13 protein-coding genes are annotated in these 16,856 nt (G+C 38.0%); 12 read left to right on the plus strand and 1 reads right to left on the minus strand.

The window, feature by feature from the left end; all coding sequences use genetic code 11:
- Positions 1-143: 143 nt before the first annotated feature.
- The 4 genes from BM086_RS15300 (at position 144) to BM086_RS15315 (ending at position 5,215) form a co-directional block, all read left to right on the plus strand.
- On the plus strand, positions 144-1,607 hold the full coding sequence (locus tag BM086_RS15300; protein ID WP_092328641.1) for a sugar transferase: 1,464 nt from the start codon (positions 144-146) through the stop codon (positions 1,605-1,607).
- Positions 1,607-3,163, plus strand: a complete 1,557-nt coding sequence (locus BM086_RS15305; protein WP_092328645.1) for a glycosyltransferase family 39 protein — start codon at positions 1,607-1,609, stop codon at positions 3,161-3,163. The genes BM086_RS15300 and BM086_RS15305 overlap by 1 nt, the downstream gene beginning before the upstream one ends.
- A gap of 2 nt (positions 3,164-3,165) precedes the next feature.
- Positions 3,166-4,185: a radical SAM/SPASM domain-containing protein gene (locus tag BM086_RS15310; protein ID WP_092328650.1), complete on the plus strand. Its 1,020-nt coding sequence runs from the start codon at positions 3,166-3,168 to the stop codon at positions 4,183-4,185.
- An 85-nt stretch (positions 4,186-4,270) separates the two neighbouring features.
- A complete protein-coding gene (locus BM086_RS15315) occupies positions 4,271-5,215 on the plus strand; it encodes a glycosyltransferase family 2 protein (protein WP_092328654.1) in 945 nt (314 codons plus the stop codon).
- Between the two features lie 59 nt (positions 5,216-5,274).
- Here the strand turns inward: BM086_RS15315 and BM086_RS15320 are convergent, their stop codons facing one another.
- Positions 5,275-6,483, minus strand: coding sequence for an SGNH/GDSL hydrolase family protein (locus BM086_RS15320; protein ID WP_092328658.1), 1,209 nt, complete (start codon positions 6,481-6,483; stop codon positions 5,275-5,277).
- 114 nt (positions 6,484-6,597) lie between these two features.
- Here BM086_RS15320 and BM086_RS15325 point away from each other — a divergent pair, with 114 nt between their 5' ends.
- The 8 genes from BM086_RS15325 (at position 6,598) to BM086_RS15360 (ending at position 16,795) form a co-directional block, all read left to right on the plus strand.
- Complete coding sequence (locus BM086_RS15325; protein WP_092328662.1) at positions 6,598-8,187, plus strand: NAD(P)/FAD-dependent oxidoreductase; 1,590 nt, start codon at positions 6,598-6,600, stop codon at positions 8,185-8,187.
- A gap of 202 nt (positions 8,188-8,389) precedes the next feature.
- Positions 8,390-9,883: an MBOAT family O-acyltransferase gene (locus BM086_RS15330; protein ID WP_092328666.1), complete on the plus strand. Its 1,494-nt coding sequence runs from the start codon at positions 8,390-8,392 to the stop codon at positions 9,881-9,883.
- Between the two features lie 12 nt (positions 9,884-9,895).
- Entirely contained in the window at positions 9,896-11,389 is a 1,494-nt protein-coding gene (locus BM086_RS15335; protein ID WP_092328671.1) for a hypothetical protein, read from the plus strand.
- A 29-nt stretch (positions 11,390-11,418) separates the two neighbouring features.
- The gene (gene udk, locus BM086_RS15340; RefSeq protein ID WP_092328676.1) at positions 11,419-12,048 is read left to right on the plus strand and encodes a uridine kinase; all 630 of its coding nucleotides are present in this window, start codon (positions 11,419-11,421) and stop codon (positions 12,046-12,048) included.
- 1 nt (position 12,049) lies between these two features.
- A complete protein-coding gene (locus BM086_RS15345; RefSeq protein ID WP_092328680.1) occupies positions 12,050-13,255 on the plus strand; it encodes a DUF6077 domain-containing protein in 1,206 nt (401 codons plus the stop codon).
- A gap of 12 nt (positions 13,256-13,267) precedes the next feature.
- Complete coding sequence (locus tag BM086_RS15350) at positions 13,268-14,050, plus strand: hypothetical protein (protein ID WP_092328685.1); 783 nt, start codon at positions 13,268-13,270, stop codon at positions 14,048-14,050.
- Positions 14,040-15,536, plus strand: a complete 1,497-nt coding sequence (locus tag BM086_RS15355) for an MBOAT family O-acyltransferase (RefSeq protein ID WP_175560308.1) — start codon at positions 14,040-14,042, stop codon at positions 15,534-15,536. The genes BM086_RS15350 and BM086_RS15355 overlap by 11 nt, the downstream gene beginning before the upstream one ends.
- 134 nt (positions 15,537-15,670) lie before the next feature.
- A complete protein-coding gene (locus tag BM086_RS15360) occupies positions 15,671-16,795 on the plus strand; it encodes a hypothetical protein (protein ID WP_175560309.1) in 1,125 nt (374 codons plus the stop codon).
- The last annotated feature ends 61 nt before the right edge of the window (positions 16,796-16,856 follow it).

Below are 16,856 nucleotides of genomic sequence, written 5' to 3' on the forward strand. Positions count from 1 at the left end.
TTATCTCATGTAGTATTGATTACTACATATAATATACCACGTAACTACAAGTTTAGCAATAGCACTTTGCGTGAGAACTAATGAAAAGCTATATGATTTGTGATACAATAAGACGGATTTACATTTTGTTGAGGTATGGGGAAATGGGTAACAGAAATAAAACGCTACAGACTTATCTTTTATGGGTTATTGACATGGCATGCATAATTGTCACGTATGTATTTGCCAGTTGGCTCAGGTACTACAATAACAATGACTGGGGAAATAAAACACTTCATTATATGGTATGCGTTATATTTCTTTTGTTTTGCGTAGGTTATACATTTCTGGCTGACTGGAACAGGGATTTTGTGACCAGAGGATATATAAAAGAACTGTTTTATGTAGTCAGGTTTGTTGCGATAATGTCTGTGATATCACTTTCTGCAGTATTCTTTTTGAAGTGGACCAACATTCTTTCAAGAACAGTAATTCTTAATTTCCTATGGATGGATGTTTTACTTACCTTTATAGCAAGAAATCTGTTTAAGCTTGGTTTCAGACAATTTATATCCAGTGAAAACAATATGACGAGAGTGGTTGTTGTAGCTGAGAAGCCGCTTGTAGAAGAGACTGTCAGGAGAATCTGTGAATCAGGCAAAAGTGTCGGTTACAAGGTGATAAGAGCGTACTGTGTTGAGACGGACGAACATGGAAGAGCAATCATTTCAGGTAAAAATGAAGGAATAAATGGTGATAAGGACTGGTATATAGGTGATGTTCATATTCATCATGGAATTCAGAACCTTACCAAAAGACTTATCACGGATCCATTTGATGAAGTGTTCATAAATACTCCAAATATTCCACAGAAGGATATTGAAGACATCCTTATAGGATTTGAGGAGATGGGCATAACAACCCATTACAACCTTGAGCTTCCCTATGTTGGAAAAGCAGTTTCAAGTGTTGATGATTTTCTAAATTATACGGTTATCAGCTATTCAATGTTCAGAAGCAGTTACAAGAGACTGTTTATCAAGAGAATTGTAGATGTTATAGGCGGACTGATCGGTCTTGTACTTACAGGAATTATTACACTATTCCTTGCTCCGGCAATAAAACTCGATTCTCCGGGACCGGTGTTCTTTTCACAGGTTCGTATAGGTAAGAACGGAAGAAGATTTAAGATCTATAAGTTCAGATCAATGTATATTGATGCGGAAGAGCGCAAAAAAGAGCTTGAAGCACAGAATGAAATGAACGGTCTGATGTTTAAGATGGAGGATGATCCCAGAGTTACCAAGATAGGCAAGTTTATCAGAAAGACAAGCCTTGATGAGTTTCCACAGTTCTTAAATGTTATTAAGGGCGAAATGAGCCTTGTTGGAACAAGACCACCGACAGAGTCAGAATTTAAACAGTACAATGAGCATTACAGACGCAGACTTTCCATGACACCCGGACTTACAGGTCTGTGGCAGATAAGCGGAAGAAGCGATATTCAGGATTTCGATGAAGTTGTAAAGCTGGACCTTAAATATATTGATAATTGGAGTCTTTCAGAAGACATCAAGATTATCTTTAAAACGGTAGGAGTTGTGCTGTTTGGCAAAGGCGCAAAGTGATGATAAAAAATATATTTACTAAACTGGTCACATTGTTTCTTTTTTTTGCAGCGCTTGCAGTGTTCATTACGAGTTTTTTTACCACTATATATTATGATATGAATGTTGATGTTGATTTTCCACATTATAAAGCGGAATCAATATCACATTTAGCTATTTCTATGGTGGCAGTCTTCTTGTTGGCGTTTTTCTTTTATAAAAAGAAAATGTTTGAAAGCAGCAAAGCGTTCATATTATTTGCCCTGTTTTTTTGCAGCGCATATTGTTTGTTTTTGATAATTTCGATAAAGCCTCTGCCTGTAAGTGATGCTGCGATAATTGATGAGATACTTGAAGAGTTTAAGGCAGGAGATTATAGCGCTCTGACAGCTGCAGGGGGCTATTTGAATATCTGGCCGTTTCAGATGGGATATGTGCTTTTTGCCCAGATCATGGATGCTTTATTTGGCCATGGGAATTATTTTGCATGGAATATAGCGCAGTTATTATCGATACTACTGACAGTGTATTTGCTCTACAATATTACCTGGGAATTGTTTGAAGACAAAGAAATTTGTGGGATTGTGGCACTTCTCAGTATGGGAATGCTCTTTTTCTACAACTATGTTACATTTATTTACGGTGATATCCTCAGTATGGGCCCGCAGACGCTGGCTCTTTATCTTACTGTTTTATATGTAAAAAGAGAAAAGCTTCTTTATGCAATATTAGTTGCACCGGTCATGGCACTTTCAATTCTGATTAAGACTAATTGTGAGATTGCCCTGATTGCAGTTATTATGATCATTATTTTCAGTTCGGGAAAAGAAATTTCCGGAAATAGTAACGGGTACAGAAGTTATGAGCTATTGCGACGGATACTTGTTCATATTGGTTTGTCTTTTCTTATTATAGCAACGGTTCTTATAGCGAAAAATGCTGTTGATAGCCATTATCTTAAAGTTTCAGGGCTTAAAGAAATGCCTGGAGGAAGTCCTTCCGTATCACATATAGCAATGGGACTTCAGGAAAGTGAACTGGAAGATGGCTGGTATAACAGATATAATTATGATGTATTTGCTGAAAATGATTTTAATACAGAAAAAACCAGGCAGGCAGCTATTCAAAATATCAGGGAGCGCCTGATATATTTTAAAGAAAATCCCGGATATGCCATAAAATTTATGGCGAGGAAATTCCTTACCCAATGGGCAGATCCGGTTTGTATTTCAACACATAATCTTGATCTTGTCAGTAGACATGTTGAGAATCCGACAACAATGATGTATTATATAGTCTTTGGACATGGAAGTATTATTATCAGATGGATAATGAATGTTTACATGAGCGTTTGTTATCTATGTGTTTTGGCGTGCCTTGGCAGTCTGTTACTGCGCAAGGAGATTCCATGGTCAGTGATGCTGCTTTTGATATTGATATTTGGAGGAATCTGTTTCCATCAGTTTTGGGAAGGGTCATCTCGATATGCAATGAGATATTATGTTTACTGGACGCCTTACGCAGCATTTGGTATGAAAACGATATTGGAAAAGTTCTGTAAGATAGGAGTGAAATAAATATGCCAATTAGAATTAATAGTTTCATGGGAAAGTTTGGATGGTTCGCAAGAAAGCATTTTCCGATGCTTGCCAGTGATGCATACCTTAAGTTACAGTTTGTTACAAGAAGCAAGTCACAGAAAGCATATTGCGATTATTTCCTTAATTCCAAGGAAGTTCCAATGCCCAATGTTGTAAATATTGAGACAATCAACAGATGTAATTCAACCTGTGCGTTCTGTACTGCTAATGTACATTCTGAGTGCAGACCTCTTGCTAAGATTGATGATGATCTTTATAGAAATATTATCGATCAGCTTGCTGACTGGGGATATAAGGGACATCTGACTTTGTATGGTAACAATGAGCCTCTTCTTGATACGAAGATTGTTGAAAGACACAAATATGCCAGAGAAAAGCTTCCTGACAGTTTTATTTTTATGTCAACTAACGGCCTTATTCTTACAATTGACAAGGTAAAAGAGGTTGCGCCTTATATCAATCAGCTTATCATCAACAACTATTCGATGGAGATGAAGCTTCATAAGAATATTCAGGAGCTTTATGATTATGTAAAGGCACATCCTGATGAATTTAAGGACCTTGATATTCAGATCCAGATGAGATATCTTCAGGAAGTTCTTACAAACAGAGCAGGAAGCGCACCTAATAAAAAGGCTACAGAGAAAGTTATTAAAGAAACCTGTCTTCTTCCGTTTACAGATATGTGGATAATGCCTAATGGAAGAATGGGACTTTGCTGCTGTGATAATTTTGAGACAACTGATTTTGGAGATCTTACCAAGATGAGTCTCAAAGAGGCCTGGGGAAGCGAAAGATTCCAGGCGGTAAGAAGACGAATTGCCGAGGGACGTCAGAATCATGCTTTCTGTAAGCATTGCGATTTTATTGATGCAGGTTTCAGAATGCAGATAGTTAATGCAATCCTTCGCGGTGATCAGGACGCAGCCAATAAGCTTGGCGGTCATGAACGTATGAAGATTGGAAATAAAAATAATTCAGACGATAATATCAAATAATTATGACCATGACATCACTTTTGACCTATATATCATAATTATGGGTAATGGATGACTAGTGTTTGATATTATTCGTGAGGTAACTATGGATAAAATAGCGGTATTGATTCCTTGCTACAATGAGGAAAAAACTATAGGCAAAGTTGTAAGAGATGCCAAAGCGGCTCTGCCTGAAGCTACAGTATATGTGTATAACAATAATTCCAGTGACAGGACTGCAGAAGTTGCATTGGAGGCCGGAGCAGTTGTCAGAAATGAATATATGCAGGGCAAAGGCAATGTTATCAGACGTATGTTTCGCGAAATAGATGCGCTTGTTTACGTTATGGTTGATGGCGATGATACATATTCCATGGATCAGGCACCCAAGATGGTGGACCTTGTTCTTGAGCATAATGCAGACATGGTGGTTGGTGACAGACTATCCTCCACATATTATCAGGAAAACAAAAGACCATTTCACAATTTTGGGAACAATCTTGTGCGCGGAAGCATAAATAAGCTGTTTGACTGTAATATCAGAGACATTATGACGGGCTTTAGAGCTTTTAGCTATGAGTTTGTCAAGACTTTCCCGGTGCTGTCCAAGGGGTTTGAGATAGAAACTGAAATGACAATACACGCTGTTTATAACAACATGCAGATTGAGAATGTGGTAATTGATTATAGAGACAGGCCAACTGGATCAGTAAGTAAGCTCAATACCTATACTGACGGATTTAAAGTTATAAGAACTATTCTCAGGCTTGAGAGAAACTATAAACCATTTTGGTTCTTTTCCGCAATTGCAGCATTTTTATCAGTGTTTGCCATTATTTTCCTTATACCAATTTTGCAGGAATACTGGCTTACACATATGGTTCCAAGATTTCCTACACTTATTGTATGTTGTTTTATACTGCTTTCAGCTGTTCAAAGCTTTTTCGCCGGTGTTATTTTATCAACGATGGCCCTTGGAGAAAGAAGACAGTTTGAGATGCAGCTAAATATGCTGAAAAGACATAAAGTTAATGACTATACTGAAGAATAAAGCAAACAAAAACGGCTCCTGTATGGATTTTTTACAGGAGCCGTTTTTCTATTGCCTGATTATGGTTTTACAAGAAGATATTCGCCGTTAATATATTTCTCATATTCTTCAGGGAAAAGCTCCTGAAGAGATTCATCGCTTATCTTATAGTATTCATCAGGGTTAAAATCAGCTATTCTGATATTTTCAGTCTGACGATAAGCTGAAGGCTCAAAACCTTCGTAGGAATTAGGTACATGAGCAAGAAGCCTTGCAAATATCTGTCTTCCGGTTAAAGTAAGATGGATGTTATCCATAAGATACTGGTCTGCAGTATCCAGGTAAAGGTCACATTTTGATCTGAACATAGTGTCAAGGATATAGAGCTCCTTATCCTCGGCTACATTTATTGCTTTCTTTGCATAATCCGCCAAAGTTCCAATACCATTGCTTACAATGTATGAGTCACCGAGATAAGAGCCGTTTGCGTCTTTATATATGCCATAGAAAGGCGTCAGCATGATAATGTGTGCGTTAGGGCTCATTTTCTGAAGCTTATCGATTCCCTGACAAATGGCGCCATAGTAGGTGAAGATTTCATTGATATCACCTTCGTAGCTGTATTTATCAAGAGGAACTCTGCCAAAAAAGTCGTTTGCACCATATTCGATAAAGTAATAATCGACCTCAGCCGGATTGATCTGGTTCATCGTTTCAAGAGTGGTAGGGTTTGATGCCAGAAGTTTGTTTCTGTCAACAGTACCTTCAAGTGCAAGGACCATTCCAAAGAAACAGTTTGAAGTCCAGTTCTCATAATCCTGCGCATTGGATGTGCTCATCTCAAGCGCTGCAGTGGTTCCGCCTATCGCAAGATTGTATGATTTTGAGTTAGGAACTCTCTGAGAAACTAAAGAAGGAATGTCTGTGCCATCGCTTTTTCCGTTGGCAATCTGGCTGTCCCCAAAGAAAACCATAACAACATTGTCATCGACAGGAGTTTCAGCAGTTTCTTCTGTTGTGCCTTCAGTAGAAGGTTCCTTAGAAGAATTTTCAGTTGAAGATCCTTCAGTGTCATTAGCTGATATATCAAAATCAGGATGCGGGATTTCTTCAAAAACAACTACTTCATCAGTCTGTTGTGAACTGGCTATGGAACTGATGCTTGAAGGATTGTCATCAATTACAGTGGTATCTTTTTTGCCGGAATCCGCTTTATTAAATGAACAGCCCGATAATGCAAGCAGACAGGACAGGGTCATGGCCACAATGGTTTTTGTTCGTTTTTTCATAATTTAGTCATCTCCTATTTTTAAAACTAAATGAAATTCTATCACGTTTTTGCTGAATGTGGTATACTACATATGGTTGAAAAATGATACATGGGAGAATAGGGGATTTTTCTAATGAAAAAAGCGTTGATAATTGGCGCAGGTCCAGCAGGACTTACGGCAGCCTATGAACTTTTGACAAAATCAAAGGATTATCAGGTAATTGTTTTTGAAGAAACAAAACAGTTTGGGGGCATATCCAGAACTGTAAACTATAAAGGGAACAGAATGGATATGGGCGGGCACAGATTCTTTTCTAAGGTGCCTGAAGTTAACGAATGGTGGCAGAAGATGCTTCCTCTTCAGGGAGCGCCAACTTATGATGATATCGTCTTAAAGCGTACAATGAATCTGGCTGAAGGCGGTCCTGATCCACAGAAGATGGACAGGGTTATGCTAAGGCGTAACAGGGTTTCAAGAATTTTCTTCGACCGTAAATTCTACGATTACCCAATTTCATTAAAATTTGAGACTTTCAAGAATATGGGTCTTCTCAAGACCATTGCATGTGGCTTTTCATATATTTTTGCAATGATCTTTAAGAGAAAAGAAAAATCTTTGGAAGATTTTTATGTAAACAGATTCGGTAAGAAATTGTATTCAATGTTCTTCGAATACTATACAGAGAATCTTTGGGGAAGACATCCTTCTGAAATAGATCCAAGCTGGGGAGCGCAGAGAGTTAAGGGCGTTTCCATAATGGAAGTATTAAGAAATGCTTTCCGCAAAAAGACAGGAAAGCAGAGCGAAAAGGTTGAGACTTCACTTATAGAAGAGTTCAGCTATCCTAAGCTTGGACCCGGTCAGCTTTGGGAAGTGACTGCTGAGGAAATTAAGAGACTTGGCGGCACTATTATCATGAATGCCAAGGTTACAGGTATCCGCAAGAAGGGCAATCATATAGTGGGTATAACATATATTCAGGATGGCAAAGGAATGGACCTTGATGGAGATCTTGTGATAAGTTCAATGCCTGTTAAGGATCTTGTTGCAGGCATGAATGACGTTCCTGAGGATCCGGCCAGAATAGCAGCAGGACTTCCATATCGTGATTACATGACACTTGGAGTGCTTGTTCCTAAGCTTAATCTTGAAAATAAGACAAACATCAAGACAATTGGAAATATTGTTCCTGATAACTGGGTTTATGTTCAGGATAGAACAGTAAAAATGGGAAGATTCCAGATTTATAACAACTGGTCGCCTTACCTTGTTAAGGATCTTGAGCATACAGTTTGGATGGGACTTGAATACTTCTGCTTTGAGGGTGATTCCATGTGGAACATGACCGAGGATGAATTTGCTAAGATGGCGATAGATGAGATGGTTACCCTTAAGCTTATAAATAGTCCTGATGAAGTAATGGATTATCACATGGAGCGTGTAAAGAAAGCATATCCTGCTTACTTTGACACCTATGCGGAAATGGACAAGCTTGTTGATTACCTTAATTCAATTGATAATCTGTATTGTGTAGGACGTAACGGACAGCACAGATACAATAATATCGATCACTCAATGTGTACTTCTTTTGAGGCAGTTAAGAATATCCTCAGTGGAAATCCTGATCGCACTAACATCTGGAATGTTAACACAGAGAAGGAATATCATGAGAGTGATGGAACTCAGCCGGAAGAAACCGGTGATGAGGTTGAAGTAGACTGATCATAGTGCTCTTATGTGGGGCAGTGACATAAATGCTTATGACTTTTATAAATAATGCGGTGCAGAATGATAATATTTGCACCGCATTAGTAATGTGTAGCACAATAGCGGCAAGCGAATGGATGCTTGCATACAAATTCATTTGCGGTCGTAAGAACATGGTCAGACCTTTAGTCATATTTTTAGCCATAGGGGATTTTATATGCAGGTAGTTTCATTGGCGTTTTTGGCTTTTTTAGCCATTATTTCAGTAGTCAATATAATAATTCCAAGAAAGTGCAGATATATCCTGCTTTTTCTTGCGAGCATGGGATTTTATATCAGTATTGATATAAAGGGGATGTTTGTTTTAAGTCTTTCAATTCTTTCTACATATCTTTCCGGAATAATTATCGAGAAAACAGCTTTATTATCAAAGGATAGATCCGTTTCTTCAAATGAAAAGAAAGAGGCTGCAGGCAGAAATATTGTTTTTATAGCATGTATAGTAGTAAATGTTTGCTTACTCTTGTTTTTCAAGTATTACGGATTCTTTAGCAGGAATATAAATTCATTACTTGGCACAGATCGGGTTCCAATGCTCAGCATAGTTGCGCCAATAGGAATTTCATTTTATATATTAAAAGCTTTGTCCTATCTTATCGATGTTAAAAGAGGAACATTAAAGGCTGAAAAGAACCTGATAAAATATGCTTTGTATGTTTCATTTTTTACACAGATAGTATCAGGACCGATTGACAGGGCGGGAAATCTTATTTCTCAGTTTAATTTTCCTGTCACAGTAGATTTCGACAGATTCAGAGATGGCTTTTTGCAGATTCTGTGGGGCTACTTCATGAAACTTGTGCTGGCAGACCGCATGGCGATTTTTGTTTCGGCGGTATATTCCGATGTGAAGCCGGGAACAATAACATTCATAGGTACCCTTCTTTACACATTTGAGATTTATTGTGATTTTGGTGGCTACTCCCATATTGTGATAGGAGCTTCAAGACTTCTTGGTATAGATGTAAAAAACAATTTCGAAAGTCCTTATTTAGCTGCTTCCATTTCCGAATTCTGGCGCAGATGGCATATTTCACTTTCAAGCTGGCTTAAAGATTATATCTATATTCCGCTTGGTGGAAACAGAAAGGGAACATTCAGGAAGCATTTAAATATTCTGATAGTTTTTGCTGTGAGCGGTTTGTGGCATGGCGCAAACTGGACTTTTATAATATGGGGACTAATGCACGGTGTTTATCAGATACTAGGCTATATTTTTAAGCCGCTGCGCGATAGGGCTGTCAGAGTGTTTAAGGTTGACAGAAATCAGTTGTCACATAGATGTTTTAAAATTGCTGTTACTTTTTCACTTGTAAACTTTGCATGGATATTTTTTAGAGCTGAGAGTGTTTCTCAGGCAGTTGAGATTGCAAAAAGAAGCTTTGAGTTTACACCCTGGGTTCTGACTAACGGCGATTTATACAAGCAGGGGCTTGATTCGGCAAATCTTTTACTGGTTCTATGGGGACTTATCCTGGTTATCTGCGTGGATATCGCAAATTATAAGGGATACATTATAAGGGAAAAGATTATGGGGCTGTCTTTATGGTTTAGATGGGCTATTATGATCGCAGCTATCATGGTTACGGTTATCTGTGGAATATGGGGGCCCGGCTATGATGCGGCAAGCTTTATATACCAGCAGTTTTAGGGAGTTTGGGTTATGAAAAGCAAGCTTTTAAATGTTTTTAAGGTGGTTGTTTTTTCGTCAATAATTGCAGCCTGTATATTTGGGGCAGCAGCAGTTGTGAGACGCAAAGACAGTAGTTATAAATATGCGGATTTTTTTCAGGAAGCTAAGAAGAATAACATCGACGTTTTGCTTATGGGATCTTCTCATGTGATAAATGGAATAAATCCTTTGACCTTATATGAGGACTATGGTTATACTTCATATAATATGGCGGGTCATGGTTCAGTTATGCAGTCTACATATTGGGAGCTGATTGAGGCTTTAGATTACTGCTCGCCCAAGTGGGTTGTAGTTGATGCGTATATGCTTGAAAAGAATTATCAGTATCTTGATGTGATGGAAGAGAATGCGGGAAAAGAAGATATAAATACTTCTGTTGACCAGCTTCATCTGAATATGGATGCGTGGCCTTTAAACAAACTGAAGATAGCGGCGGTTTCTGATCTTATAAAAGATCCGTCCATAAGAAATGAATTTCTGTTTGATTTTATAGTCTATCATAGCAGGTGGAATGAGCTTACAGAGGCAGATTATAAGGCTTTTTCTAAGGAAACTGACAGAAACAGACTTTTTGGCGCGGAGATGAGGTATGGTGTAGAATTGTCTCCGGTCGTGTATCCGGATCCCGGTCCTGAGAGATGCCTGGATGAGCATACGGTTGGCCAGGAATACCTCATGAAGATAATAGATGAGTGTCAGAGAAGAGGAATAGGAATAGTTGTTACATATCTTCCTTTCTGTGCTACTACTGAGGACAGGATTGCCGCCAATACAGCAGGTGTTGTTGCGGGAATGTATGATGTTCCCTATCTTAATATGCTTGATGCGGGTATAATAAACTTATATACGGATTTAAATGACAGAGGGCATTTAAACGCAGTAGGCGCAAAGAAGGTTACTGAATATCTCGGAAGATGGCTATATGAAAATGCAGACCTTTCTGATCATCGCGGAGAGGCGGGCTATGAGTATTATGACAAATGCGCTATTCAATTTGATGATGAGAATATCAAGCTCAGTGTTAGTGGTGACAGTCTGTACGATCAGCTTGAGATGTTATCGAGAAATTCTGTAAGCTCTGTCATTTATCTTAATCAGAATTCGGCTATTTTTGGCGATGATAATTTAAAAGAACTGATAGCTAATATTTCCGGAACTGATAAGATCTGGAACACAAATGGCCCTTATATTCTGATAAATGATGTCGAATCACAGAGAGTGTATGAAGCATCAGACGGCGAGATGCTTGACGGCGTTGAGACAGGGCTTGGGACTTTGGTATATCAGCCGGTTGAGCAGTTGTTCAGACTGCTATACGCCAAAGAAAATGAAGAGTTTAATTATCTATATGATGATGAACATGCAGCCTTTGATATTCAGATAATCACCTATGACAGAAATACAGGTGAAGTGATATCACATCAGTATTACAGACCATATGGTCATCAGTACAGGACAGATTGATTGTTTTTTGATGTATGAAAGGAAAGATTATGAAGGATAATATTTGTATTGTAGGAATCGCAGGCGGAACAGCATCCGGTAAGACTACCATAGTAAGAAGGATAAAAGAGAAATTCGGAGATGATATTGTAGTAATAAATCATGACTCATATTATAAGGCTCATGATGATCTTTCATACGAAGACAGATCAAGACTTAACTATGACCATCCTGCATCCTTTGATACAGACCTTATGATAGAAGATGTGAAGAAGCTTAAGAATAATCAGGAAATCGATATGCCTGTATATGACTATACTATTCACAACAGATCCGATGCTACAGTTCATGTGGTTCCCAAGAAGGTTATTATTGTTGAGGGAATTTTGATCCTTGAAAACAGAGAACTTAGAGATCTTATGGATATTAAGGTCTTTGTTGAGACTGACGCGGATGAGAGACTTATGCGAAGAATCCGCCGTGATATGGTTGAGAGAGCAAGAAGCATAGAATCTATTCTTACACAGTATTCTGAGACAGTTAAACCTATGCATGAGCAATTTGTTGAACCTAGTAAGAAGTATGCTGATATTATTATTCCAAGAGGTGGAGAGAATCTTACCGGTATCAGTATCCTTCAGGAGCACCTCAACCTTATGCTGAATACAAAGGAAAAATAAGATGATAAAAGGTGCTATCGCTATTTTAATTATAGCCTTATGGATGTTTATCATTCCGTTTTTGATAGGAATACTGGTAAATGGCATGCTTCCTACGGTTCGCAGGACTGTCGGTATAACTTTTATCCTGGGATATATGGTTTATTTTGCCATCTTTGAAGTTATCGCGATTCCATGTATGCTTCATTATGTCTACAACGCCTTTTCGTACTGTACAAAGTATTATATGATCGTATGCCTCATCCTGTCAGCGCTCGGAATTGGCAAAAGCATTTTTGTTTTAAAAAAAGAAGGATGGACCTATTTATCAATATTTCCAGGAGAAACCCATGCAACTTCTCATGATCTTTTAAGTCCAAGGTCAGACCCAAGAATGCTTAGACTTAGTTTTTCTCTGGAGAGCCGCATTTATTGGGGGATATTTGCCGTGCTGCTTCTTATTCAGGTGATTCTGGCAATAGTTATGTCAAGCTTTGATGGAGATGATGCCTATTATGTGGTGGAGTCGCTTCTTGCTCAACAGGCAGATGTGATGAATACAATTCTTCCCTATGTGGGAACTACGACTACACTTGAAATAAGACATGCCCTTGCAGTTATTACAATGTGGATTGCTTTTCTTGCAAGAGTAAGTGGAATACATGCGACGATAGTTTCACATTCTGTTATTCCTGTGTTGGTAATACCATTCGTATATCTTGTATATGTGGAGATTGCACGTATTCTTTTTAGAAGAAGACAGGAGATAATTCCTGTATTTATGCTGATCATTTCCATGCTTATGATGTTTGGCAATATCTCAATTTATACGCCTGCTACATTTTTTCTGACCAGAACATGGCAGGGGAAGGCTATGGTATGTAACCTGGTATTTCCACTGATCGCGTGGGTATTCTTGTGGATGCTTGAGGATAGCAGAAGAACATCGATTTTGGGGAAAAAAGCGGAGAATGAAACTGAGTCTTATGCAGAATACAAGGAAACGAAGCCTTTATACATAATATCTCCATGGATTTTCCTGGCACTTATCAATATGTTTTCCGGAATCTGCAGTTCCATGGGAGTTATATATGGAACCGGGCTTATAGGTGTGCTTGTGCTTGTTCTGTTATTATTTGCAAAAGATATAAAAGTCATTCTTGGAGCAGCTTTGTGCGTTATACCAAATGCTGTATATCTGCTTATATACATGATATTATCGCATTGATATGAGGTTTTTATGTACGGGATTTTTATGGAGTGCTGGGTGGCACTTAAACTATATGGCGGAAATGGCGCATTACTTTTGATGTTTATTGCCTCTGCAATCTATCTGGTTTGCGTCGAGGAGAGCCTTAAAAAGAAAATTATGCTTGGAATCTTGCCGCTTATATTCTTAGTGGGATTTTTATGTCCTGTAACTAAGATAGTCTATGTTGCGGTATTTGATGACGGAAAAGATACTTACTACAGGCTGTTGTGGCTGGTTCCAATGTATATGGTCATTGGCTATGGTGCTTGCAAATTGATTTTTTCTTTAAAAAGATCAATGTACCAGAGAATTGCTATTGTCAGTGCCATTGCCATCATCGCGGTGTCCGGTTCACTGGTCTATGCCAGCGAACATGTGAAACTTGCGGAAAATTTATATCATATTCCGCAGAAAGTAATTGATATCTGCGATGTTATTTCGCCTGATGATGGTGAGCCGAGGGTAAGAGCTGCATTTCCATCTGAACTTGTACATTTTGTCAGACAGTATGATACGGATATACTGATGCCATATGGAAGAGAGATGGTTGTTTCTCAGTGGGATTACTATAATCCTGTCTATGAGGTGATGGAAAAACCTGAAGTGATTAATGCTGAGGCACTTCTTGGCGCTACAAGAGAGACAAAGTGTAAATATATCATTCTTTCGACAGAACGTAAGATTGATACTGATCTTGAGAGTATGGGGCTTAATCTGATCGATAGTCTTCATGGATATAATATTTATGAGGATCCGCAATATGACTTTTAATTCTTATGAATTCGTACTTTTATTTATGCCGGTTTTTGTGGCTGTTTATATTTTTCTTCGTAAAATTTGGAGATCTAAAAAGAATGTAAGGACGCTGGTTAATCTTTGGATTATACTTGGGTCTTTATGTTTTTATATAAGTTTTGGCATGAGCAATCTCGCGATATTACTTATAAGCATTTGCTGGAATGTCTGCACTTCAATTCCAATGAGCTTTATGAGAGACAGGAATATAAAGCTGACTTTATTCGGAAAAGAGCGCCATATCCAGAATATCTGGCTTTGTATTGGAATAATCGGAAATATTATTCTTTTGCTTTTCTTTAAACTTTCAGGCATTTTCCTGCCGATTGCTATCAGTTTTTATACCTTCAATCAGATATCATATATTGTCAATCTTAACAAAGGTGAGATTGAGAAATTTGAACCATTATGGTATCTGTCTTATATTCTGTTTTTTCCTAAAATTTTGCAGGGACCAATCATGGAATACACGGACTATAAGAATGAGATAAATATTGCCTGTGAAAAGAAATTGGACTATGAAGTTCTTCTTAGGGCACTTTTGCTTTTTGCATTTGGGCTTTTTAAGAAAGTAATACTTGCTGATACTTTTGGCGCGGCAGTTAATTACGGATATGATAATCTTGTAAATCTCGGAAGCCTTGAGGCTGTGCTTACCGCTGTGTTTTATTCATTTCAGCTATATTTTGATTTTAGCGGATACTGCGACATGGCTGCGGCCATCAGTCAGATTATAGGCTGTAAGCTTCCGGATAACTTTAATTCTCCATATCAGGCAGTAAATATCGTGGATTTTTGGAAGAGATGGCATATAACTCTGACAAGATTTTTTACAAGATATGTATATATTCCGCTTGGCGGAAACCGCAAGGGAGATGTGAGAACATATATAAATCTTATGATAATATTCCTGCTCAGCGGTTTTTGGCATGGCACAGGATGGACATTTTTAGTATGGGGCGCTATGCATGGCGCTTTGTATGTTGTCACAAGATTTTATGAAAAGAAGCATAAAGGCACGGATAAAGAAAATAAGGCAGCAGGCAATGCACTGGCAAAAGCAGCTCACTGTGCAAAGGTATTTTTGACTTTTGCCTACGTGACAGCTGCCTGGGTGTTCTTCAGAGCAGATAAACTTACTGATGCAGGACTTCTTTTTTATCGTATGGTAACAGGCGGGAAAAAAGCTTTGGCAACAGGATTTTCCAGCTGCTTTCAGTTGGACGAGCTTTGGTATGCTATCAAGATAACACCAATAATGAAGTTTGGTTTTGCGTGGGATGTGTGTTTGTGGTTTTTTCTTATTGTTTCCTGCGTAATGATTTTCTTTTGCAAAAATGCGATTGAATACACGAAAGAGTGCAAGATTGGCATAAAAAGTACGATTCTTACAGCCTTTTTGATCGTTTGGTGTGTGGTAAGCCTTGGTGGTGTAAGCACATTTTTGTATATGAATTTCTGATGATTAAAGATATAAATAAAAGCGCACAAATACAAACTTATTCACTGTTACACGAAAAACACAGTAAATGTGTCTTTCAGTGATTGCATTTAAGAATACATATTTTAGAGCTTTGCATTATAGGAAGGAAGCGTATGGGCTTTGATGAGAAAGATAAAATTCAAAAGGAAATAGCTGATGAAGCAGGTAAAAAGTTCAGAGGGCTTTTTATTTTGCTGCTTGTTCTTGTAATCATGGCCTTTATAGGTGTAGCGACGCTTGTGGTTTATGTGGATCCGTTTTTTCATTACCACAGTCCGCTTGAGGGATTTCCTTATATTGTTGACAATCAGCTTAGCCAGAACCCTGGAATGGCGAGAAATATGGATTATAATTCCTGTATAATCGGTTCGTCGATGACAGTTAATTTTGATACAGATGATTTTAAGGATATAATGGGGCTGGATACGCTAAAGCTTAGTTATAGCGGGGCTTACCCCAAGGATGATTACAATATTCTTTCTATTGTTTTTGATGAAAAGAGCTATGCAAGAAAAGGAAATCCGGTGGATGCTGTGTTTTTTGCCCTTGATATTCCCACAATGGCAGCAGATACAGAGACGACCAAGTATCCAAGGCCTGAATATCTGTATGATGATAATCTTTTTAATGATGTAAAATATGTGCTAAATAAAGATGTGGTTTTGCAATACATTTTAAGACCTATAATTCAGGGAAAAGGCTCTGATCTTTCGGAAATATATTTTAGCTGGTGGACACCTGAGTATTACAATATTCAATGGGTTATGCATACCTATGAGGAGCCGGCAAAAAATGAGAATGAATTACCCAAAGATGCTCTTTTAAAAAACACAGAGGATAATCTTGATAAAAATATAATTCCGTTTATAGAACAAAATCCGGATACACAGTTTTATATCTTTTTTCCGCCATACAGCATTTTGTATTGGCACAATATCATGCAGGAAAATACGTTTGAGGCAACATTTGCCCAGTATCAGTATGTAGCTGACAGGCTGCTTGGCTACGAGAATGTACATCTTTTTTATTTTCAGAATATGGATGAAGTTACTGATCTGAACAATTATGCGGATTATTCGCACTATAAGCCGGAAATCAACAGATATATGGTAGAATGCTTTAAAAATGGTGCTCATCAGGTGAAATCATCGGAAGAAATGGCTGATGAACTTCTGAAAATGCGTGATATAATAAATGAGTTTGATTTTAAATGGCTCTTTTCTGTTGATTGGGGCTAAAGAGCTGTCACAAAATAACTAGGTGTTGTTGAGGACAGTTCCTAATGGATTATAGATATTA

The sequence above is a fragment of the Butyrivibrio sp. YAB3001 genome (genome assembly GCF_900112195.1).
GTDB lineage: Bacteria > Bacillota > Clostridia > Lachnospirales > Lachnospiraceae > Butyrivibrio.